The sequence below is a fragment of the Gemmatimonadota bacterium genome, assembly GCA_040388535.1.
Lineage (GTDB): Bacteria > Gemmatimonadota > Gemmatimonadetes > Gemmatimonadales > GWC2-71-9 > Palsa-1233.
Genome location: JAZKBR010000004.1, coordinates 67,016 through 88,335 on the forward strand (window position 1 = coordinate 67,016; position 21,320 = coordinate 88,335).

The 21,320-nt window shown below is 65.6% G+C and carries 18 protein-coding genes; 1 reads left to right on the plus strand and 17 read right to left on the minus strand.

From position 1 onward, the window contains the following. Positions 1-49: 49 nt before the first annotated feature. Positions 50-1,963: a hypothetical protein gene (locus V4558_10195; protein MES2305872.1), complete on the minus strand. Its 1,914-nt coding sequence runs from the start codon at positions 1,961-1,963 to the stop codon at positions 50-52. 116 nt (positions 1,964-2,079) lie between these two features. Between V4558_10195 and V4558_10200 the strand changes: the two genes are divergently transcribed. Next, entirely contained in the window at positions 2,080-3,567 is a 1,488-nt protein-coding gene (locus V4558_10200; GenBank protein MES2305873.1) for a toll/interleukin-1 receptor domain-containing protein, read from the plus strand. 9 nt (positions 3,568-3,576) lie between these two features. Here the strand turns inward: V4558_10200 and V4558_10205 are convergent, their stop codons facing one another. The 16 genes from V4558_10205 to secG all read right to left on the minus strand — a co-directional run bounded on the left by V4558_10205 (position 3,577) and on the right by secG (position 21,319). Beyond that, positions 3,577-5,670, minus strand: a complete 2,094-nt coding sequence (locus V4558_10205; GenBank protein MES2305874.1) for a M20/M25/M40 family metallo-hydrolase — start codon at positions 5,668-5,670, stop codon at positions 3,577-3,579. 123 nt (positions 5,671-5,793) lie between these two features. Further along, positions 5,794-7,545, minus strand: a complete 1,752-nt coding sequence (locus tag V4558_10210) for an Ig-like domain-containing protein (GenBank protein MES2305875.1) — start codon at positions 7,543-7,545, stop codon at positions 5,794-5,796. Between the two features lie 28 nt (positions 7,546-7,573). Next, complete coding sequence (locus V4558_10215) at positions 7,574-8,749, minus strand: hypothetical protein (protein MES2305876.1); 1,176 nt, start codon at positions 8,747-8,749, stop codon at positions 7,574-7,576. Positions 8,750-8,835: 86 nt separating this feature from the next. Beyond that, positions 8,836-9,609: a succinate dehydrogenase/fumarate reductase iron-sulfur subunit gene (locus tag V4558_10220; protein MES2305877.1), complete on the minus strand. Its 774-nt coding sequence runs from the start codon at positions 9,607-9,609 to the stop codon at positions 8,836-8,838. A gap of 91 nt (positions 9,610-9,700) precedes the next feature. Then, positions 9,701-11,614, minus strand: a complete 1,914-nt coding sequence (locus V4558_10225; GenBank protein MES2305878.1) for a fumarate reductase/succinate dehydrogenase flavoprotein subunit — start codon at positions 11,612-11,614, stop codon at positions 9,701-9,703. Beyond that, on the minus strand, positions 11,614-12,267 hold the full coding sequence (locus tag V4558_10230; GenBank protein ID MES2305879.1) for a succinate dehydrogenase cytochrome b subunit: 654 nt from the start codon (positions 12,265-12,267) through the stop codon (positions 11,614-11,616). Before V4558_10230 ends, V4558_10225 begins: the two co-directional genes overlap by 1 nt. A gap of 7 nt (positions 12,268-12,274) precedes the next feature. After that, positions 12,275-13,198, minus strand: a complete 924-nt coding sequence (gene mdh, locus V4558_10235; protein MES2305880.1) for a malate dehydrogenase — start codon at positions 13,196-13,198, stop codon at positions 12,275-12,277. Positions 13,199-13,303: 105 nt separating this feature from the next. After that, on the minus strand, positions 13,304-13,816 hold the full coding sequence (locus V4558_10240; GenBank protein ID MES2305881.1) for a TrmH family RNA methyltransferase: 513 nt from the start codon (positions 13,814-13,816) through the stop codon (positions 13,304-13,306). A 113-nt stretch (positions 13,817-13,929) separates the two neighbouring features. Continuing rightward, positions 13,930-15,705, minus strand: a complete 1,776-nt coding sequence (locus tag V4558_10245; protein MES2305882.1) for a M28 family peptidase — start codon at positions 15,703-15,705, stop codon at positions 13,930-13,932. A gap of 142 nt (positions 15,706-15,847) precedes the next feature. After that, on the minus strand, positions 15,848-17,590 hold the full coding sequence (locus V4558_10250) for a M20/M25/M40 family metallo-hydrolase (GenBank protein MES2305883.1): 1,743 nt from the start codon (positions 17,588-17,590) through the stop codon (positions 15,848-15,850). A gap of 74 nt (positions 17,591-17,664) precedes the next feature. Beyond that, the gene (gene moaA, locus V4558_10255) at positions 17,665-18,696 is read right to left on the minus strand and encodes a GTP 3',8-cyclase MoaA (GenBank protein MES2305884.1); all 1,032 of its coding nucleotides are present in this window, start codon (positions 18,694-18,696) and stop codon (positions 17,665-17,667) included. Further along, the gene (locus tag V4558_10260) at positions 18,693-19,136 is read right to left on the minus strand and encodes a molybdenum cofactor biosynthesis protein MoaE (GenBank protein ID MES2305885.1); all 444 of its coding nucleotides are present in this window, start codon (positions 19,134-19,136) and stop codon (positions 18,693-18,695) included. The genes moaA and V4558_10260 overlap by 4 nt, the downstream gene beginning before the upstream one ends. 5 nt (positions 19,137-19,141) lie before the next feature. Beyond that, complete coding sequence (locus V4558_10265; GenBank protein MES2305886.1) at positions 19,142-19,387, minus strand: MoaD/ThiS family protein; 246 nt, start codon at positions 19,385-19,387, stop codon at positions 19,142-19,144. Then, entirely contained in the window at positions 19,384-19,728 is a 345-nt protein-coding gene (locus tag V4558_10270) for an HU family DNA-binding protein (protein ID MES2305887.1), read from the minus strand. Before V4558_10270 ends, V4558_10265 begins: the two co-directional genes overlap by 4 nt. An 80-nt stretch (positions 19,729-19,808) precedes the next feature. Continuing rightward, complete coding sequence (carA, locus tag V4558_10275; GenBank protein MES2305888.1) at positions 19,809-20,945, minus strand: glutamine-hydrolyzing carbamoyl-phosphate synthase small subunit; 1,137 nt, start codon at positions 20,943-20,945, stop codon at positions 19,809-19,811. Then, positions 20,942-21,319 carry a preprotein translocase subunit SecG gene (gene secG, locus V4558_10280; GenBank protein ID MES2305889.1) on the minus strand — a complete coding sequence of 126 codons (378 nt, stop codon included), beginning with the start codon at positions 21,317-21,319 and terminating at the stop codon, positions 20,942-20,944. The genes carA and secG overlap by 4 nt, the downstream gene beginning before the upstream one ends. Position 21,320 lies beyond the last annotated feature (1 nt).

A 21,320-nucleotide genomic window follows, 5' to 3' on the forward strand; every position in this document is an offset into this window, starting at 1 on the left:
GAGCCGGTCGTCCCCGTTCCCGAGTGCAAGGTCCGCGCCTTCCGCCGCTTCAGACCGCCGTCAACTTCCTGGCTGCGGTCACGGCCCGCCAGCTCCCCAGTTCGCCCTCCATGATCCGCGCCGCTTCCGCGCCAATCTCGCCGATGGAACTGCTGTCGACCGGGTCGAGATGATCCAGGCGCCAGATGAGCTCCTTGAGCCGCGGCGCGACCCCTGCTGACCTGATCGCAATGCTCTCGAGATCACTGGTGCCGAGGAAGCCGTGCACGGCCGACGCGAGCGCGGGAAGCCCCACGCCGATCGCCCCGAGGATCGCAGCGGTCATCCCGGGGTTGCTGATCCAGCTCGAGAGGAGCCGCTCGGGCGCGTGCACAAGATTCCCCAGCGCCACGAGCAGCGCAACGAGGAAGAGCGCCTCGGCGAGCCGCTCCAGCGGGTGAACGATCGCACGGCCTCGATCCCGGGCCGCCGCATGAAAAACTTGCTGATGCTCGAGTTCCTGATCCCGGAGAAGCAGGCGGCACGCTTCGAGGTGGGCCCGGTCAAACGATCCGGTGATGAGCCCCGCTTGGCGAGCCACGCTGCGGAGGTACCAGCCAACCCACGAAGTGCGCGGGTCGCCGTCCAGCGCGATCGCAGGGAGCCGAACGGCAGGAGTCGTTCGACCGATCGCCCAGAGGACGCCGAGATGCCGCAAACGCTCGGCGAGCGCGCGGTAGTCAAGCCAACGCTCGTGGAGTCGGCCGCGCCTGCCCCAGTAGACGTTGGCAAATACCACCAACAGGATCAATGCTTCGGCACTGAGGCAAATGTTGTGGATGAGGTCCGCTGTCGGCGAGTGCCCCGCTTCGCCCCCCCACCCTTCGGCGACGGTGCCAACGAAGGCCGCAACGACCGCAAGCCACGCGAGTGCAAAGACCCGAGAGTATGTCGCGCGGAACTCCGCGGCATAGCGTGCTGCAAGCGCGTCAGCCCAGCCGTAGTGCTCCGCGAAGTGTGCAACCGCCGCCACTCGGGCTTGCTCCGGCATGCCGCGCCATTGCCACTCCCAACGGGTTCGTGCCAGATCGATCGGATCCGGCGCCGGCGCCAGCCGCACCATGCGGAGCAATGTCCTGGCCACCCGCGGGAACCACGCCGGATCATCCGGGCGACGGTGGAGCGCGGTTCCGATCAGGTCGAAGAGCGTGGCGCGCCGGGCGGGTGGCAGTCTCTCCTCGAAATATTCCTTACGCAGGTCGAGCTCGTCGCCGTGATGACTCTTCGCACGGTCGGGAGGCGCCAGGAGGCGGGCAACCTGCTCGCGGAGCGCCATGGTCCAGTCGTCGGGCTCCGCGACATCGGGCCGCGACTCGAGCCGGACACTGCGCGGCGTTCGCGGATTGAATCGCAGAATCGGCACGTCCGCCTGTCTGGCTGCCTGCACCAGCGTCGCAGTGCCACCTGGCCCACGTGCCGGGCTGCCATCCCAGACCACGAGGAGCAGGTCACATTGATCGACCAGCACGCGTGCCAGCGGCGAGTAGGCATCAAATGCGCGCTCGCCGTCGGGCGCGGTGCGTGCTCGACCGTCCAGTACGGTCAGGTGATCGGCGCGCTTGAGCAGTCGCCGGTACTGACGCATGGCGTCATCATCATCGCGAAAGTCGCGCGCGTATTCCTCTTCCACGAACGGCAGGACGGCGTGCAGGCGCCACCCCGAAGTGGCGGTCGCAGCGCGCGCGCCGATCTGATCGGTGCCCGCGGCGAGTCCGCTCAGCACGACCAGATCTGGTCCTCCCGGGGCATAGCCGCTCCCCGGTCGACCGGCGTGGTGATGGACCTCGGCACGGATGGTGACGAGTGCGCGACGGATGAAGGTCTCGAGCGGACCCTCGGCCTCAGGTGGGAGTCGATCGGGCCGGTGCCCCGCAATGGCGACCCGGAACGAGCACTTCGGGAGTGGTGGTGAGCTGGCTGGCATCCGGATCACGGGTAGGAGCTTCGGGGATATCGCCCCGACTGGCCGTGGCCGCAACCCCCGGTTGCGGTGAGGGACGGCGCCCAGCAACTTGGTCCATCCCCTTTCCGCGTGGGTTGATGGCGCACGACGTCTTCATCTCCTACTCCAGCACCGACCAGCCCGCGGCCCTCGCCGTACTGCACGGGATGGAGGCCGCCGGCATCCGCTGCTGGATCGCGCCCCGCGACATCGAGCCAGGCGCCATCTGGGCCCAGTCGATCATGGAAGGGATCACCGGCTGTCGCGTCATGGTGGTCGTCTTCTCGGCCAACGCAAATCGCTCCCCGCATGTCATCAACGAGGTGGACGCGGCGGTCCGGAAGGGTGCCATCATCGTCCCTTACCGGATCGAGGATGTGTTGCCGGATGGCGCGATGGAGTACCACCTCCGTACGCGTCACTGGCTGGATGCCCTCACCCCCAACACTACTCAGCACACCGCCGAGCTTGCGGCGCAGGTCGGTGCCATCCTGCAATCGCACCCGTCGACGCGCACGATGCCGACGCCGCCGCCGCGCCCGATGCCGAAGGACCTCCCGCCGCGGCGCCCTCCCAACGCTCCGGCACAGACCCGTCGTTGGCGGCTTCCCTCGACGCCGGCAGGATGGCAACGCTTCCGCCTCGCGAGCATCACCGGCGCTGCAGCAGTGCTTGCCTTGTTCTTCTGGTTCAGCAGGGATCGGCCGGTGGGCAAGGTCGCCATCACGGTGCGCGAAGTGAGCGGCTCCGGAAACAACCAGTCTTCGATCCGGATGACCAGCGGGCAGCTCCGCTTCTTCGAGGCGGGTGACAACATTCCGGCAGCGGGTCAGCGAGCGTACACGCAACGTTTTCTCGCGAGCGCGACGCGATACGTCGATGTCGAGGTGCAGCTTGACTACGAAGCACCCAATCGAGAGATCACGGTACCGATCGCATGCACGCTGACATCGAAGGGTGGCCAGGTCATCACCGCCATCACCATCAACGCGAAGATCCAGCCGAGTTGGACCTCGTCGTTGCACGTGCAGGGCTGGGGGAGTGCCGCTGGCGGGTTCTGGAAGCCTGACCGCTACCGGGTCGAGTGTCGTTATGGCGACAAGCTGCTTGGAAGGAACTGGTTCGAGGTAACCACGGATGCGAGCAGGGTCTCCAGCGCCGTAACCCCGGCGCCGCGCAACGATGCGCCCCTCGCCGAGGCGAGTCCATGGCGGGAGATCCGGGCGCGGGTCACCGGGATTCGTACCTTCGCGATGGGTGATGCGGTGCCGGAGATGGCGGCACGGCAGACCACGACCTCGTTCCCGGCGTCAAGCACCGGATATGTCGGTGTCGAGGTGACTCTCGCCTTCGATGCCCCCGGTCGGCGCTTGCAGGCGTCGCTCAACTGTCGCGTCCTGCGCAACCGGACCGAGGAGATGGGGCGGATGGCACTCGCCTACGACATCAATGCGAGCTGGCAGTCCGCGTGGGCCGCACGCGGTTACGGTCGCTCGGCCCCGGGAGTCTGGACGCCAGGAAAGTATCTCGTCGCCTGTGATGACGGGCGACGCACCCTCGCGCAGACTCCCTTCGAGATTCGCTGACCAGCACGCCTAGCGGCTCAGTACGACCGTAGCGAGCCGCATCTGCACGGTGGCAGCTTCGATCCGCTGACGCAGGTCGGCGAGTTCGCGGCGGGCACGATCCTGGTCGTGATCGCGAAGCGCCTCACTCACCCCGGGCAAGGCGATGTTGGCGTAGCCGTTGTCGCGATCGGCCGCAAAGATCAGGTTGCGCATGAACGGACGACCGACGAGGCCGCTGGTGCGCGTGAGCCCCTGCTCCAGCTTTCGGACACTCGCATTCACCGCATTGATTCGTGCTGAGGTGGCTCCAGCCGCGAGCGCACTCTCGCGCGCGGTGTTGAAGCGCGCCGAGGCCTGGGCCAGCCCGACGGCCGCCATCCGCAGCCGGAGGAAATCGCCCTGGAGCGCTGGTGCCGTGCCCCGTTCCACACGTGAAGCGAGTGCCGCCAGATAGTTGCCGAGCGCTTCGTGATCAAAGGGAAGAATGTCGGCGTTGCCCAGGCGTCCCATCAGCACCGCGGAGATCCGTCCAGCCGCAGCGTGACTGAGATAGCCGACGTCACCGAACCGCTCGTTGAAGGCCCAGGTATCATACGCCGAGTGGTACACGCCGCCCGCGCCGCCAAAGCCGAATTCGAGCGCAGGAATGCCGAGGTGGTTGTAGAAACCGGAAAAGTCAGAGCCGCCGCCAAGATCGCCAAGGGTGGGTTCGCTGCGTGCGGTGGCCCCACGTCCGCGGCCCCATGACTGGTACACCGAGCCGGTATCGCCAGGCTGGCCGACGGTACGGGTTACATCGCGCAACAGCGCATGCAGCGAGGCAGTGCCGCTCGCGCCGAAGGAGCGACCCGATGCCGCGACATCCTGGTTGATGTACGCGACGGCCTTCGCCTGCAGCGAATCGGGCATCGATTCAACCCACTCGGTCGAGCCGACCAGCCCCCATTCTTCCGCGTCCCACGTTGCGAACACCAGTGTGCGCCGCGGCCGGTCACCATTCTTGAGCGCGTTGCCCCACGCCCGTGCCGCCTCGAGAATGCTCACGGTTCCCGAGACATTGTCGGCCGCTCCAGGACCCCAGCCGTCACGGTGCCCGCCGATGATGACCCACTCGTTCGGCAGCTCGCTACCGCGGATCATTCCGAAGGTGTCGTAGATCGTCTTGTAGGCGCGATTGCCCCGCTCCGGCCACACGGCAACGCGTGCCTGGAGCACACCGTCGCCAACGTGGTAGGGGAAGTTCATCCCACCCTGCCACCCTTCCGGAGCAGCGGGGCCGGCCATATCACGCATCAGCAGCTCGGCGTTGCCATAGCCGATCGGCACCACCGGAATGTGCGGCACGGCGAGCGAATCTTCGGGGAGCCGCTTGGCGTTGCTGGTTGACGCCCAGCCTGGCGTCGTGGCGTCGCCGTAGCCGTTGAAGATCGACCCACGCTGCACACCCTGCGCGTTGCGGTACGGACCCTTGGGATAGACCTCGCCGCGGGTGAAGCCATCATCGAACGGGTCCGAGTAGATGATCAACGCGCGCGCACCGTGCGCCTCCGCCTCGCGCGCCTTGATGCCGCGGAACGAGCGGCCATACCGCACGATGGCCACTTTCCCCTTCACCGAGACGCCAAGCGAATCAAGACGGGCGTAGTCGTTAGGAAGACCGTAGTTGACGTAGACAAGCCCGGCGGTGACGTCACCCGCACCCGAGTTGCCATTCATTGCCGGCCAGCTCGGCAGAAAGGTCGTCGAGTCGCCCGGGACCGGTGGCTCAGTGAGATCGAGCCGTTGCCGCGTCGGAGTGATCCGTTCGACGATGGTCGAGTCGTGGTACGGCAGGTACACCTTGAAGGTCGCCCGCGAGGTGTCGAGACCCCACGACTTCATCTGACGCAGCACGTAGTCCGCGGTTGCCTTCTGTGCCGGTGTTCCCGCGACGTGCGGCCGCCCGGCGAGGACGTGAACGTGCCGACGCGCCGAGGCCGTGTCGGGTACGGCCTGCAGTCGAGTCTCGAGTGCGTTCTCGCGAGCAGACCGTGCGGCAGTGAATCCCGGCAGCTGCTGCGCCGTGATGGGAGTTGCGGTGACCAGCAGCGGCAGCGCAGCGAGCAGGGCACGACGGGTCATGACGGGCTCTTTGAGACGGGTGTGCGTGGGTATGGGGTAGTCCTAAAGATGGCCCCGGAATAGCACAACGCCAACTCGCGAGGAGTTGGCGTGGCGTGCTGCGGCAGCATCATCGCAATGAGTTCAGGGCACGACGCCCGTGATATCGTAGATCAGCAGCGCCGGCAGGGCCGGGTCGCGCGCCGCAAAGACATAAGTCCTGCCGTTGATGACCGCGATCTCCCCGGTATGAATCCCCTGTGAGACGACAACAGCTCCGCGTACGACCGGACGGCGGGGGTCCACGCGATCAAGGATGTACATCCCGGCCCCGCCGCCATTCTCAGCAGTCACCACGAGCGCCTTGCCATCGGGTGTCACTGCGACGTCGCTCAGCGTGTTGACGTTCGGGATCTTGATCGAGTCGATCAGCACCGGGATGCCCCCGGGAGTGCCGAGCGACCAGATCTTCAGGGCGTTGCCGGCGACGCCGCTGCGGACGCCCCAGCTGCCGCTGTACGCCCACGCGCCAGTAACCCACTGATCGGAACCGAAGCGTTCCGGCGCGTTGTTGCCGCCACCCTTGGTCGCGAGCGTGACCGGATCGAGCGCCCAGAAGCCGCTGAGCATGTCGGTCGCGTAGAGGGTGCCGTTCGCGAGCATCACGCCCCAGATGTAGGTATTGCCAGGACCTCCCGGCTTCGCCTGGGCAACGATGCGGTTGGAGAGGTCGCCGGCAAGTGTACCCGAGACGTCCACGGCGACGACGCCGCCATTGTAATACGCCGCGTACAGAACCTGGCGCTGCTCGTCCATCCAGAAGTTGTGGGTGCCTGCGTTCGGGACGTGGATCGACCCGACCTCGACCGGAGCCAGCAAATTCGAGACATCGAGAACGTGGATGTCTCCTGACGAGGATCCGCCGATCGACCCCGGACCTTCCTGGCCGACAAAGAGGTACTTCTTGGCGCCGGTCACCGGGTTGTGGAACCACCAGGCATTGTGTGCCTGCGCACCGCCCGTGACACCATTGTCATTCGGAACGATGGTTGACATCAGGACGGGGTTTACCGGCGAGCCGTCCCGGATGCCGTTACCCACGTCGTAGATCATCACACCGCTGTTCCATGCGAGCACGAAGGCGATGCCATCCCGGACATAGGTATCGTGGATGCCGTAGTTGGCCGGAATCGGCACGGTCGCCGTGAGAATCGGGTTGCTGGTCGATGCGAACGAATTGAAGGTGAAGGTGACGGTTGAGCTCGTCCCTTCCAGTGTCGCGGTTGCCGTCTGGACCCCATTGCCGTTGCCCAGCGTCGCATTCACGTTGGCGATGCCGGCGGCGTCGGTCGTACTCGCGGCCGACGAGAAGGTGACGCCGCCCGAGGTCGCAGCCCACTGGACTGTGCGCGAGGGGGAGATCGCCAGGCCGTTCTCGAGTACCTGCACCCGAAGCTGGGAGTTGAGGGGCTGGCCCGCCGTCCCGCTCTGGTTATTGCCCTGGAAGATCCGGACGGTGATGGGGAGTTCACTCGTCGCACTGAAGAGGACGCTCGCGCTGCTGCCGCGCTGCGTCGCCTTGACGACGGTGCTTCCTGCGGCCGCGCCGAGGGTCAGTGTCGCCGTGGCGAATCCGTTGGCATCCGTCGTTGAAGTGGATGGCGTCACACTGCCGCCGCCCGATTGCACCGACCAGTCAATCACGATCCCGGTCAGCGGCGCCCCGAGGCCATCGACCGCCTTGACCTTCAGTGGCGTCGCCAGCGCCGCGCCAGTCACACCGGTCTGCTGATTTCCGCCGGCCGCCGCAATGACAACATCGCTGTTGGCGTCAGTGCCGCTGTTGCACGCGGCACCGACGAGGAGGAGTGCCGTCAGGAAAGTCCGGAAACGCATCGAGATGTTCCTGCGGCCGCGAGCCGCGTCAGTGTTGGTGCCCCGCCATCGACGCGTGGTCTGCCTGGCCGATTGCCAGGACCCCGTAGCGCCCCATCCGATGTCCCCGCATCCCCCAGTCGAGAGCGATGCCGAGACTCAGTGCCTTCATGGTCGTGCTGCCGTAGAGCGACTGGGGGTCAAAAATTCCGTTGTCGCGCTTGGCGACCGAACCCAGCGTCCCTTCGACAAAGAGTTGCGCCTGTGCTCGCCGACCCGGCGCAACGAGCTCGGCCCCCACCCGGAGGGTGTGCAGCGACCAGCGGCCGATCCCCAGGATGCTGTTCTCGAAATGGGGCCGCCGCGTCCGGAAGAGGTCCATCAACCGCTCCTCCTCGGGCCGATCCGTCACTTCAAACCGGTACGCCCCGCTCAACCGACCTCGGCGCAGCATCGCCTCGGCAAGTGCCGAGTGAAAGACGAAGAAGCCGTCGAGTTCTGACGTGCGAGCCCACTCGGCCACCAGGTATCGCTCGCCCCATCGCGGCTGATCGGCGAATCGTGCCGAGAGGGAGCTCTTCACCACGTTGCCGCCGGCTCCCTCGCGATGCTCAGGTGAATGCACCGTGGCGCGCGACCCCTGCAATTCCAACCCACGAAATGGCCGAATTGTCACACGACCACTCCACGAATCGCCGAACCGTCGTTTCCCATCGGCGTTTCTCAGTAGCGGCCACTGTCCCGGCCGTTCCGGCTCGTCGCCGTTGAAAAGCGCTCCCTCGAGGGTCACCTTGCCGACGTCGTATTGTGCTATCGCGATGGCGCGTTCAAGGATCTGGGCAAAGTGATGGTTGACCGGATACCGGCTGATCGGACGAGACATCGGGTCATCACTGCCGAAGGGTACGAATCCCTTTCCCAGTGCGACACCGAGTCGCCCGCCACCGTCGAGCCGCCCGAGCAGGTCGACGCCCGCAATGTTGAGCTCATGCACAGTCGTGTGCGGATGACGCCGATCCACGAACCCTTCACCCCACGCGCCAGGCGTGAGCTCGCCCTTCGGCATCGTGAGCCCTTCGAAGTCCAGCGTCGCGGTCGCGATCCACTTGCCGCCGAAACCGGTCAGCGTTCCCATCAGCACCGGTTGCACAATGCGCACTTCGCTCAGTGAGCCGGTTCCCGGAATCGGGTCGACAGTCGTGCCGAGCACGACGGCATGGGCCATTGGTCGCAGCTGGAAACCTGACTGGGCGGGCAGCGCAATTGCGCTCCCGCCCAGTACGGAGATTGTCAGGAGCGTGGTGTGGCGAATCAGCCGGTGCCTGCCGAGGCCACGGCCTCTCCCCGATCGGAGAGCGTAGCGCGCACCCAGTCGCGGTTCATCCGCGCGATATTCTCGACCGAAATATCCTTTGGACATGCTTCCTGACACTCGCCGTAGTTGGTGCAGCCGCCGAAACCCTCTTCGTCCATCTGCTGGACCATCGCCAGTACCCGTCGGTCACGTTCGGGCTGCCCTTGAGGGAGCCGGCCGAGGTGGCTCACCTTGGCCGCAGTGAACAGCATAGCAGACGCATTGGGGCAGGCGGCGACACACGCCCCGCACCCGATGCAGCTCGCCGCGTCCATCGCCAGGTCGGAATCTTCCTTCGGAATCGGGATCGCATTGCCATCCTGCGCCGATCCGGTCGGGGCCGAGATATAGCCACCCACCGCGATGATCCGGTCGAGCGCGGTCCGGTCCACGACCAGGTCCCGAAGGACCGGGAAGGCGGCGGCGCGCCACGGTTCGATCACGATGGTATCGCCGTCCTTGAACGTGCGCATGTGCAACTGGCACGTGGTCGTCGCCTTCCGTGGACCGTGCGGCGCACCGTTGATCATCAGGGCGCAGCTGCCGCAGATCCCCTCTCGGCAATCGTGATCGAACGCGATCGGCTCGTCACCCTTGGCGAGCAATTCCTCGTTGACGACATCGAGCATTTCGAGGAACGACATGTGCTCATCGGCGGTCGTGCTGTACTGCACGAACTTGCCGGTGGCCTTGGGTCCGGGCTGACGCCAGACCTTAAGCGTCAATTTCATTGAAGTGCTCATCGAAGAATCTTTCCTTCGCTGCGCTCAGGATGAGCAGCGCCAAAGAGGGGAAGATCGCGATGCATTGAGGAAGCGCTGCTCATTTATATGACCTCGTCGCCAGCTTCACGAACTCGAAGGTGAGCGGCTCGATATGTCGTACCGGCGTCTGGTTCTCGCCCTGATATTCCCACACGGCAGCGTGTGCGAATCGGTCGTCATCGCGCAGCGCCTCGCCGTCTTCGGTCTGGTACTCTGTCCGGAAGTGTCCGCCACATGATTCCTCGCGAATCAGCGCGTCGGAGCACATCAGCTCACCGAATTCGAGGAAGTCGGCAACGCGCCCGGCCTTCTCGAGCGACTGGTTGAGCGTCTCGGCCGATCCGGGAACCTTCACGTTTTCCCAGAACTCGGCGCGCAAAGCAGGGATACGGGCGAGAGCCTCCTGCAGGCCGGCGCGATCACGCGCCATGCCGCACTTCTCCCAGAGGATGTGCCCCAGTTCCTTGTGGAACGAATCCACCGAGCGCGTGCCGTCGATCGCCAGCAACTTGCCAAGCCGGGCATTCGCCTCGGTCTCGGCATCACGGAACGCCTGATGCGAGGTGTCAACCGCTTCCAGCTTGGCGCCCGCGAGATAATCGCCGATGGTGTACGGCAGGATGAAATATCCGTCGGCCAGCCCCTGCATCAACGCGGATGCGCCGAGGCGGTTGGCACCGTGGTCCGAGAAGTTTGCCTCGCCGATGACGTGCAGTCCCGGCAGGTTGCTCATCAGGTTGTAGTCGACCCAGAGCCCGCCCATCGTGTAATGGACCGCGGGGTAGATCCGCATCGGGGTCTGATACGGATTCTCGTCGGTGATCCGCTCGTACATCTCGAACAGGTTGCCATAGCGCTCGCGAATGGTGTCTTCGCCCAGGCGCTTGATGGCACTTGAGAAGTCCAGGAACACCCCACGCCCGCCAGGGCCGACACCCAGCCCATCGTCGCAGGCTTCCTTGGCAGCACGCGAGGCGATGTCACGCGGTGCGAGGTTGCCGTAGCTCGGGTACTTGCGCTCGAGGTAGTAATCGCGCTCGGCTTCGGGAATGTCCGCCGGCTTGCGCGTGTCGCCCGCCCGCTTCGGCACCCAGACGCGACCATCATTCCGCAACGACTCCGACATCAGCGTCAGCTTCGACTGGAAGTCACCAGCGACCGGGATGCAGGTCGGGTGAATCTGCGTGAAGCAGGGATTGGCAAAGCCGGCGCCCTTCTTGTAGGCACGATAGGCCGCCGTGACGTTGCACCCCTTGGCGTTGGTCGAGAGGTAGAACGCATTGCCGTAACCGCCGGTGCCGAGCACCACGGTGTGCGCCGCGAACGACTGCATCTCGCCGGTGACGAGGTCGCGCGCCACGATGCCACGGGCCCGACCGTTGACCACGACCAGTTCGAGCATCTCGTGACGCGAATACATCGTTACGGTGCCCTTGCCGATCTGCCGCTCGAGGGCCTGGTAGGCCCCGATCAGCAATTGCTGACCCGTCTGGCCGCGCGCGTAGAACGTGCGCGAGACCTGGGCGCCGCCGAACGAACGATTGGCGAGCAGGCCGCCATACTCGCGCGCGAACGGGACGCCCTGCGCCACGCACTGATCGATGATGTTGGCCGAGACCTGGGCAAGTCGGTAGACGTTCCCCTCACGCGCCCGGAAGTCGCCGCCCTTGATGGTGTCGTGGAACAGTCGCCAGGAGGAGTCGCCGTCGTTCTGGTAGTTCTTGGCCGCGTTGATGCCGCCCTGCGCCGCGATCGAGTGGGCCCGGCGGGGTGAGTCCTGGAAACAGAAACAGGAGACGTTGTAGCCAAGCTCGGCGAGCGATGCCGCTGCCGAGGCACCCGCCAGTCCGGAGCCGACGATGATCACGTCGAACTTCCGCTTGTTCGCTGGCGACACCAGGCGAAGGTCCTTCTTGTGCCGATCCCATTTGTCTTCGAGCGGGCCGCCAGGAACTTTTGCGTCGAGATTCATCAGAGTAGTCCGAGAAGCGCGGCGACCGGGATGCTCAACAAGCCCCCCGCCACGAGTACGGCCAGCGTGACCGCAATCACCTTGCGCGTCTTGTTCCACGCGGGATGATTGAGCCCGAGGGTCTGGAAGACCGACCAGATGCCGTGGCCGAGATGCAGTCCGAGAAAGACCATCGCCAGCGCGTAGAACGCGGCGACCGGCTTCACTTCGAGGCCGGTCTTCAGGTTCTGCGATACGGCGCCCTCGACGAAGTCCGGGTGCACCGTGCCGAGCGTGAGATGGAAAATATGAAAGACGATGAAGACCAGCAGTAGCACCCCGCCCCAGCGCATCGTGCGGGCGGCATAGGAGGACACCCGCAGTTCATGCCGGTTATAGTCGGCGGGCCTCGCTGCGCGCGCCATCTGCGTCAGCTGCCACGCGGCGGCAATGTGGATGCTGACGGCTGCCAGCAAGCCGAGCCGCGCCACCCAGAGCAGCGGGCCGAACGAGCGCAGCCACGCGCCGTAGTCATCGAGGTGCTGGGGATTCTCGAACACCAGCACGTTCGAGATCATGTGCGAAACCAGGAAGAGCACCAGCGCGAGACCGGTGACCGCCATCGCGACCTTCTTCCCGACGGCTGTCTGCCACAGGGCAATGATTCGGTTCATCACGCCCTCAGACGATCGCCTGAATCGCCCGCACGGCCTCCGCCGATTGGTGGAGTGCCGCCATCTCGGCGTCGGTCAGCGTGATCGAGACGATCTTCTCGAGTCCGTTCCGGCCGAGCAGGCACGGGACCCCGCAGTACACATCCTTCAGCCCGAACTCGCCCTGGAGCCAGGCCGAACACGGCAGGATCCGGCGCTTGTCGAGCACGATCGCTTCGGCCATTTGCACCGCGGCGGAGCTCGGAGCGTAGTAGGCCGAGCCGGTCTTGAGGTGGGCCACAATCTCGGCGCCGCCATTCCGGGCGCGAGTCACGATGGCTTCGAGCTTGTCGGCGGCGAGGAGCTGCGTCACCGGGATGCCGGAGACCGTGGTGTAGGAGATCAGCGGCACCATCGTGTCGCCGTGACCGCCGAGTACCATCGCCTGGATATCCTCGACCGAGACGTCCATCGCTTCGGAGAGGAACATCCGGTAGCGCGCGGTATCGAGGACTCCTGCCATGCCAATGACACGTTCGCGCGGGAAGCCGGTGGCCTCGCGCATGACGTAGCACATCGCATCGAGCGGATTGGAGACCACAATGACGATGGCGTTCGGTGCCACTCGCTTGATGTTCTCGCCGACCGACTTGACGATACCGGCGTTGGTCTTGACGAGATCGTCGCGGCTCATTCCCGGCTTGCGGGCGATGCCGGCGGTGACGATGAAGAGTTCGGATCCCGCAGCCAGGTCGTAGTCGTTGGTACCCAGGACCCGCCCGCTGAAGCCTTCGACCGGTGCCGACTGCCACTGGTCGAGTGCCTTCCCCTGCGGGACACCCTCCACCACGTCGACCATCACCACGGTCTTGGCCAGATGCTTCTCGGCAACCCGCTGAGCTGCCGTGGCGCCAACGTTCCCTGCCCCAACCACTGTGATCTTCTCGAACATGTCGGATCCGCTCGTGACGAAGTGATCAGGCGCCCCGGAGGCGCCCCGGAATGCTATGGAATCAGCCTGCTGAACCTAATCGAAACGTGTGGGTCACCCAAGCGTTCAGCGCGGCCGACGACTCCGCGAGCGCCGCCGGTCGCTGCCAGCGCCACCCTCGGCCGGCGGCTTCCCCGCCCGCTCGGCGGCGAAGGCGAGCGTCGCCTCGACGGCCGCAGGCAGATCGGGCTTGCCACGGCCCTTGCCGCCGGGGAGGCGGAAAACGCGCTCGGGGTATTTCTCCCTGATCTTGTCCGGGAGCCCGAGTGATTCGTCGCCGAATACCAGGACGCTATTCGAGCGGAACGGGGCCTCGGCCGGATCGCGCGTCCCGTTGGCCGCGAAGTAGATGCAGCGGTCGCGGCGCATCGCGTCGCGGAAGTCGCGCCAGCCGGGATGCAGCCACCAGTCGAGGGCGTCCCAGTCGACGTCGGCCGAAGTGCGGAATGCCGGCTCCTCGGCACCGAATCCGAGCGGCCCGACCAGATGGAGCGAGGCGTCGACCGTGGCGCAGCGCTTGGCAACCGCCGCCGTGGTAGTGGGGGTGCGGGGCTCAAGCAGGGCGATATGTAGCGGCATCGAGAAGCCTTCCTCGGACAGCGGGTGAAGACGATAACTCCCGCAAAGTAAGCGACACGCCGCCCGGAGGTCCCCGGTGGGGCTCCGGACGGCGTGAGAAAAGCTTGAACAGGCTACTGCTGGCAGCGGCCGTTCGGATCCGGCTTCGGCTTGTCGACCACGACGCGGTGGTCGAGGTTGGCGACCTTCACCGCAGCATCGAAGATCAACTGATCAACTTTCGCCATGTGCGCGTACTGGATGTACTGCGGTTCGTCGGTCACCTGGTGGTAGTCGGCGTGACCGCCAGTCGTCGCGAACACGATCGGAATACCGTAGCGGGCGTACTCGTAGTGGTCGCTACGGCAATAGATGTTCTGCGGATGGGCATCGGCATCCATGGCGTAGTCGAACGTGAAGCCCAGCTTCTGCTCCTTGTTCACCGACTCGATGAGATCACCGAGTTCGGTGGAGAGCCTGCGGGAACCGACCAGCTGCAGGTAGTTGCCTGAGCCGTGCAGGATGGTGCCGGACTTGTCCGCGCCAGTCACATCGCTCGGCGCGCCGCGACCCACCATGTCCATGTTCAGCTGCGCCACGATGGAGTCGCGCGGAACAGTCGGATGATCCGTGAAATACTGCGAGCCCCAGAGCCCGGCTTCCTCGCCCGCATGCCAGACGAAGATCAGCGAACGCTTCGGCTTCACGGCGCCCTTCGCGAAAGCCTCAGCGATTTCGAGAACGGAGACCGACCCAGAACCGTCGTCGTCAGCACCGTTGGAGATGGAATCCGCGCGAGCCGGGTAGATCGCCCGCAGAGAGTCCTTCAGGTGGTTGATGGTGACCCACTGTTCCGCGGTCGGAGCCGCAGCACCGCGGGAGTCGGCGCCTTCCGGCCGGGCCACGATGTTGTAGGCCTTGAGCGAATCGTGCTCGACGACACGCTGATTCTGGATGTGGTCGTTGTGGGCTCCGATCGCCACGTATTCGCCGCGCAGCTTGGGATCAGAGCCGCGGAGAATCGCGACCACGTTTCGTCCGGGCTTCTGCTCCTCGACAAAACGCAGATCCATTGACGCCGAGGTGCCAGCAGCTCCCTTCGCCAGACCATCGAGCGACTTGCCGAGCAAAGCCTCAGCGACCTTCGTGGTTACGGTCAATGTCGCCGGCCGTGGCACACTTGGAGCGTCCGAACGAAGCGTTGGACGCGGCCCGCCAAACCCGCCGCGCGCGGGCGCCGCAGGCATCGAGTCTCCCACCACGGTCACGGTAGCCAGTGCGCCTGCGAGGGACTGCTGGTACGCCTGCATCGCCGGCGACGGTGCGCCGCGACGGCCACCGGGAAAGCGCGCTCCCCCGTTGGCGGCACCTGCAGCGGCGCGCAGCACGACGATCTTGCCTGCGACCGCGTCTGCCGCGAGCAGGTTGGTCGTGTCGCCGACCATCCCGCCGTAGATCACACTCCCCTGCACCGCCTGGTGCTTCTCGGCAATGTTCGCGGTGAAGTCAGCGCCACCTCGGAAGGTGATCCCCCCGGCGGTGATGGTGGAGCTGTTGTCGAAGGAGCGGGCGAAGATCGGGAGGTTCTGGAAGTAGCCGCCGCTGTCGCCGGCCGGCACCAGGCCGAGGCGACGCACTTCGCGTTCGATATAGGCGGTGCCACGGAGGTTGTCGACGGTTCCGACCTGGCGGCCATTCATCGAGTCGTCGGCAAAGAGGTAGAGCCGGGTCATCAGGTCGCAGGGGAGGATCGCCGTGGCGGTAGGGCCCCCCACGTACTTCAGCGGCATCGGGCCGCCCTTGGCGGCGGGACAGCTGCCCGACTGGGCCTCGAGCGAGCCGGCACCGAGAATCAGCACGGCGATCAGGGTCATGGCCAAGCGTGGCTGCAATGGGAAACGCGAGTTCATCGAGAGCAGGTCCTGGGAGTGGGGTCGGGGGCATCAACCGACTCCTCTACGCGCGACGCGCCCCCCGGGTTGTCGACCTCGGCGAGTTGAGGCCGGGGTGGTCCGGGGGGCGCGTCTGGCCGAGCGAATCAGCCGGCGGAGACTACTGCTGGCAGGCCGTCGCCGGCGCAGGGTTCGGCTTTACGCCGTCGACCAGGACCCGATGATCGAGGTTGGCCACTCGCATCGCCGAATCGAAGATCAGGTGGCCGAGCAGCGCCATATGGTCGTAGCGGATGTACTGTGGCTCGTCGGTCACCTGGTGATAGTCGGCGTGACCGCCGGTGGTGAAGAACACGGCCGGAACGCCCCACTTGCCATACGACCAGTGGTCGGAGCGGCAGTAGATGTTCTGCGGATGGCCGTTGGCGTCCATCGCGTAGTCGAGCTTGAAGTTGTACTTCGGGTCCTTGTTGACGTTCTCCACAATGTCGCCAAGCTCGGTCGAAAGACGACGGGAGCCAACCAGCTGCACATAGCGATCGGCACCAGCGAGGAGGCCTCCTTCTTTCTGCTGCCCGGTCACATCGCTCGGCGCGCCGCGACCAACCATATCGATGTTGAGGTCGGCCACGAGCGAATCACGTGGCACCGTCGGGTGGTCCATGAAATAGCCCGAGCCCCACATCCCGCTCTCTTCGCCGGTCTGCCAGATGAAGAGAATCGACCGCTTCGGCTTGGCTGCGCCCTTGGCGAATGCCTCGGCGAGTTCGAGCAGCGTGACAGAACCCGAGCCATCGTCATCCGCCCCGTTGCTGATCGAGTCGGGACGAGGAGGATTGAGTTTCCGCAGTTCAGCGATTTCGGCGTTGATCGCGGTCCAGTCTTCCGCGCTCAGCGTCTTGCCGCTCCCGTCGGCGCCCTGCGGCCGCGCATGCTTGAGCCATACCTTCATCGAATCGTGGTCGACCGGACGGTTGTTGAAACCGATGTGGTCGTTGTGAGCGCCGATGACGACGTACTGACCCTTCAGCTTCGGATCGGAGCCGGGAAGCACAGCGATCACGTTGCGACCGCCCCGGGGGGAGTCAATGAAGCGAATGTCAGCGGCAACATTCTTCCCCATCGTGCCGGGAACTGCGGTCGCCGATCCGGGGCCGAAGATCGCGTCTCCCACCTTGCTCGTCACGGTGAGGGCCACCGGGGCTGCTTCCTTCACGGTGCGTGATGCCCCAGCAGGATTCACCATGTTCTTCACCAGCGCAGGATTCAACTGTTCCGTGGGGCTGATGGTGATCCGACCGACGACCGCGCTGGATTGCAACATTGCCTGGTACCGGGCGAAGCCGGCCGACTTCACGAACGCTGCCTGGTCGAATCCTGCAGGAAGTCCATTGATCCCGCGGATAACGACCCACTTGCCGTTGTACTGATCGGCGGTCGGATTTCCAGTCGTATCCAGCACGGACCCCCATACGACGACGCCCGCGGCGGCGACGGCGTGCTGCACTCCGCCCGTGCTCCCGACAAAGTCGGTGCCTGGCTTGTACGCGACGCCATCGACGGTGAGCGTTGACGCCGTCGTATCGAAGGCGCGCGCGACCAGCCCGATGCTCTGGAAGAAGCCATCATCGCCTGCCGGCTTCAGTCCGAGCTTTCGGACCTGGGCCTCGAGGTACGCGGTTGCCCGGGTGTTGTATTCGGTTCCGACGCGTCGCCCCATCAGCGAATCATCGGCGTAGATGTAGAGACGGGTCATCAGGTCACCGGCCGTGATCGCAGCCACGGTAGGCGGGCCGGAGTACTTGATCGGGAGTGGCTTGGTCTGGGCGCTGGCGCTGCCGGCGGCAAGCGCAGCGAGGGCGAGCAACGTGCCCGACCGCATCAGGGTGGTGCTGGAACGCATTGGATCGGTATCCCGGGTGAAAGACAAAGGGTTAGACGCACGAGGCATCGATAGGGTTTCGGGGCGGCGTACGCCTAGCCTCCCCGGACGTGCATTTCCTTGCGTGGATCGGCCTTGAGCCCAGCGAGCTGGACCAGCACCCCGCGATCTGCAACGTGGGTGCGATCCTCGGCGCCTCGATCGGCCCGTTCCCGCCAAGCCGCCCTGATCAGCTCCTCCAGGTCAGCCTCAGTGATGCCGCCGCGAATGGGGCCGCGGAGATCGATCCCGGCCTCGCCATAGAGGCACCGGAAGAAGGTTCCATCGGCGGTCAGCCGGGCCCGGTCGCAGTCGCGGCAGAACGGGGCCGTGGTCGATGCGATGACTCCGACCATTGTTCCGTCGCCGAGCTGAACGCGTTCTGCCGGTGCGTGGGGATCATCGCTTCGCGGGATGGCGACCGCGCTGCCGAAGCCTGCCGCGAGCGCGGCGAGGATCTCCTCGCGCGACACGACGTCGCGAGTGTTCCACTGGGTGGCGCCCCCAACGTCCATGTACTCGATGAAGCGCATCTCGACTCCGCGGTCGCGAGCGAAGCGCACCAGCGGCACGATCTCGTCGTCGTTGAAGCCGCGCACCACCACCGCATTGATCTTGATGCGCTCGAACCCGGCCGCACGCGCGGCATCGAGTCCGGCGATGGCATCCGCGTGGTGCGAACTCCGTGCGAAGGCCGCCATACGCTCCGGCTGCAGCGTGTCGAGCGACATCGTGACGCGATCGAGGCCGGCACCGCGCAGCCGCTGCGCGAGCGGAGCGAGCAGGAGTCCGTTAGTGGTCAGCGCGATCTCCCGCACCCCTGGCACCGCACGCAGCATCGTCACCAGGTCGGGAAGTCCCTGGCGCAGGAGCGGCTCGCCACCGGTGAGGCGAATCTTGGCTGCACCGAGCGCAGCAAATGCCGTCGCCGCGCGCACGATCTCCTCGAACGAGAGGAGTGATTGTTTCGGCAACCACGCATACTCCGCTTCGGGCATGCAGTAACGGCAGCGAAGATTGCAGCGATCGGTGACGGAGATGCGCAACGATCCGAGCGGTCGCTGGTGCCGATCGAGCAGCGCTGTCACTTCTCGCCCTGCACCGGCATCACCCCTGCAGGCGCCGTCGGATCGACCCACGCTTCGCTGCCATCGGCATAACGCTCGCGCTTCCAGATCGGCACTCGCGACTTGACCTCGTCGATGGCGTGACGAACCGCATCAAAGGCCGCGCCGCGATGGGCCGCGCTCGCGACCACCAGTACCGCCGCCTCGCCGATGGGGACCTCGCCAAGTCGGTGGACCATCGCGACCTGAACGTTGAACGCCGCCGCAGTCTCGCGCACGATCGACTCACACACCGCTTCTGCCATCGGCTCGTAGGCCGAATATGACAGCGCCACCACCTCGCGGCCGGCGTGATGATTCCGAACCATGCCGGCAAAGGTCGCGATGGCACCACGATCCGGCGCGGAGACGGCGTCCGTCAATGGAGTGAGATCGAGCGGAAGGTGAGAGAGGTAGCGCATGCGAATCACCCGCCAGCGAGCGGCGGCAGCAGGGCGAGCTCCGCCGCTGGGTCAAGCTGCTGCCCTGCGCGGACTTGCGCGTGGTTCATCACCAGAAATGGAGTCGGAGGAAGCAAACCGCCCCCCGGCAACTGCCGGAGGGCGCCAATCAGGTCGGCCGCAGTCGCACCACTCGGAAGACTCACTTCAACTTGTGCGCTACCAAGGAGTTCCGCGTAGCGTGCGAAGAGCAGGACCCGGAACTGGTTCATTCGTCGTCGTCGTCGTCATCCATGTCGGAGCCATCGGGGATGTACTCCTCGTGGGCCACGAGTGCGCGTAACTCCTTGCTGGGCTTGAACACAGGCACCGGGCGCGCGGCGACTTCGACTGGATCACCGGTGCGAGGATTGCGCGCCATCCGGGTCTTGCGACGACGGATCTTGAAGGTGCCAAACCCGCGGACTTCGATGTTGTGCTGGTCGCGCATGGCGAGTTTGACCGCATCCAGGAAGGCGTCGACGACGCGTGCACAATCCTTCTTGGAAATCATCGGCCCGGAGGTCCGGGCGATTGCGGCAGTCACCTGTTCAACGAGATCGGCCTTGGTCATCGCTCCCTCGGGGAGATGCCTTGGGGGCCAAGGTGGGAGCCCCCATCGGGCCGATATGTACGATGCTTAAGCGTTGTCTGTCAAGAGGTTGCGCCCTTTTGGGATGCCCGGGCCTGGATCGCGGCGAGGAACTCCCCGAAGTGCGGATAGGCGTCGTGGGGACCCGGAGCCGCCTCCGGGTGGTACTGGACCGCGAAGACGGGGAGGGTCCGGTGGCGGAGGCCCTCCACGGTCCCGTCGTTGAGGTTGAGGTGGGTCACCTCGAGGTCCGGGGCCCCCGGGACGCCCTCAGCGCTCCCCTGGACCGCGAAGCCGTGGTTCTGGGTGGTAATGAGCACCTTACCTGTCGCCAGCTCCTTCACGGGGTGGTTGCCACCCCGATGGCCGTAGGAGAGCTTGGTGGTCTCACCCCCGAAGGTCAGGCCGAGAAGCTGATGCCCGAGGCAGATCCCGAAGGTGGGGATGCCGCTCTCGGTCAGGGTCCGAATGGTCTCCCGGGCGTAGCCGACCGCTGCCGGGTCGCCGGGTCCATTGGAGAGAAAGAGGCCGTCGGGGTGCCGCGCCATCACCTCTGCGGCGCTGGTCTTCGCCGGGACAACTTCGACCCGGAGTCCGGTCGCCTCGAGCATCCGGACGATGTTGCGCTTCATTCCGAAGTCGAACGCCACGACTAACGGGCCATCGCCCTGGGTATATGAGACCGGTGTCGTCGCGAGCGAGGCCAGATCGAGCCCTTCCATCGAGGGCGAGGCCAGGAGCTCCGCCCGGAGCGTCGGCGAGGGTTCACTCCCCTCGGCAATCACGCCCCGCATTGAGCCACGTTCACGGAGGTGCCGGGTCAGCTGGCGGGTGTCGACGCCGGTAATAATCGGAACGCCGGCCTTGGCGAGCCACTCGGGCAGCGAGGTCGTTGCTTGCCAGTTGGAGTAGTGCGCCGAAAGCTCTCGCACGACGACGCCGCTCACCTGAGGGTGGGCGGATTCGTCGTCGGTGTCAGTGATGCCGTAATTGCCGATCATCGGTGCCGTCATCACGACGATTTGACCGAGATAGCTGGGGTCGGTGAAGGTTTCCTGATAGCCGGTCATGTTGGTGGTGAAGACCACCTCACCGAACCCCTTCAGCACGGGTCCGACCAGCTCCCCCGGGTACCAGGTCCCGTCTTCCAGCAAAACGAAGGCGGGACGACCTGTCCCGCCTGCGAAATCCTTGATCAAGGCTTGGGGACCGGCGCGGGAGCCGGCGGTGGTGCAGTGGTGCCAGGGATCGGCGCCGGGGCCGTTGTACCCTGAATCGGCGCCTGCTGCGGGGCAGCCGCTGGAGCAGTCCGCAACTGCTGCTGCACGTCCGACGAGCCGGCGTTCCGGCTGGTCGAGGCAAGCGAGAGCAGCAGCGCCAGCGCCATGAAGATCCCGCCAGTCCACCAGGTGGCCCGGGTCAGGAGGGTCGTGGCCTGACGGCCGCCCAGCACCTGCGAGGCGCCGCCGCCGCCCAGCGAGGCGAGTCCGCCACCCTGGCCAGCCTGCATCAGGACAACGGCCGAGAGCAGCAGGCCGTCGAGGATCATCAATACGAGCAAGAAGCCGAACACA

Excerpts from the sequence above, each read along its gene's own strand:
- V4558_10195 (MES2305872.1), bottom strand. The coding sequence starts at position 1,963 with ATGCCAGCCAGCTCACCACCACTCCCGAAGTGCTCGTTCCGGGTCGCC.
- V4558_10200 (MES2305873.1), top strand. The coding sequence starts at position 2,080 with ATGGCGCACGACGTCTTCATCTCCTACTCCAGCACCGACCAGCCCGCG.
- V4558_10205 (MES2305874.1), bottom strand. The coding sequence starts at position 5,670 with ATGACCCGTCGTGCCCTGCTCGCTGCGCTGCCGCTGCTGGTCACCGCA.
- V4558_10210 (MES2305875.1), bottom strand. The coding sequence starts at position 7,545 with ATGCGTTTCCGGACTTTCCTGACGGCACTCCTCCTCGTCGGTGCCGCG.
- V4558_10215 (MES2305876.1), bottom strand. The coding sequence starts at position 8,749 with ATGGCCCATGCCGTCGTGCTCGGCACGACTGTCGACCCGATTCCGGGA.
- V4558_10220 (MES2305877.1), bottom strand. The coding sequence starts at position 9,609 with ATGAAATTGACGCTTAAGGTCTGGCGTCAGCCCGGACCCAAGGCCACC.
- V4558_10225 (MES2305878.1), bottom strand. The coding sequence starts at position 11,614 with ATGAATCTCGACGCAAAAGTTCCTGGCGGCCCGCTCGAAGACAAATGG.
- V4558_10230 (MES2305879.1), bottom strand. The coding sequence starts at position 12,267 with ATGAACCGAATCATTGCCCTGTGGCAGACAGCCGTCGGGAAGAAGGTC.
- mdh (MES2305880.1), bottom strand. The coding sequence starts at position 13,198 with ATGTTCGAGAAGATCACAGTGGTTGGGGCAGGGAACGTTGGCGCCACG.
- V4558_10240 (MES2305881.1), bottom strand. The coding sequence starts at position 13,816 with ATGCCGCTACATATCGCCCTGCTTGAGCCCCGCACCCCCACTACCACG.
- V4558_10245 (MES2305882.1), bottom strand. The coding sequence starts at position 15,705 with ATGAACTCGCGTTTCCCATTGCAGCCACGCTTGGCCATGACCCTGATC.
- V4558_10250 (MES2305883.1), bottom strand. The coding sequence starts at position 17,590 with ATGCGTTCCAGCACCACCCTGATGCGGTCGGGCACGTTGCTCGCCCTC.
- V4558_10260 (MES2305885.1), bottom strand. The coding sequence starts at position 19,136 with ATGCGCTACCTCTCTCACCTTCCGCTCGATCTCACTCCATTGACGGAC.
- V4558_10265 (MES2305886.1), bottom strand. The coding sequence starts at position 19,387 with ATGAACCAGTTCCGGGTCCTGCTCTTCGCACGCTACGCGGAACTCCTT.
- V4558_10270 (MES2305887.1), bottom strand. The coding sequence starts at position 19,728 with ATGACCAAGGCCGATCTCGTTGAACAGGTGACTGCCGCAATCGCCCGG.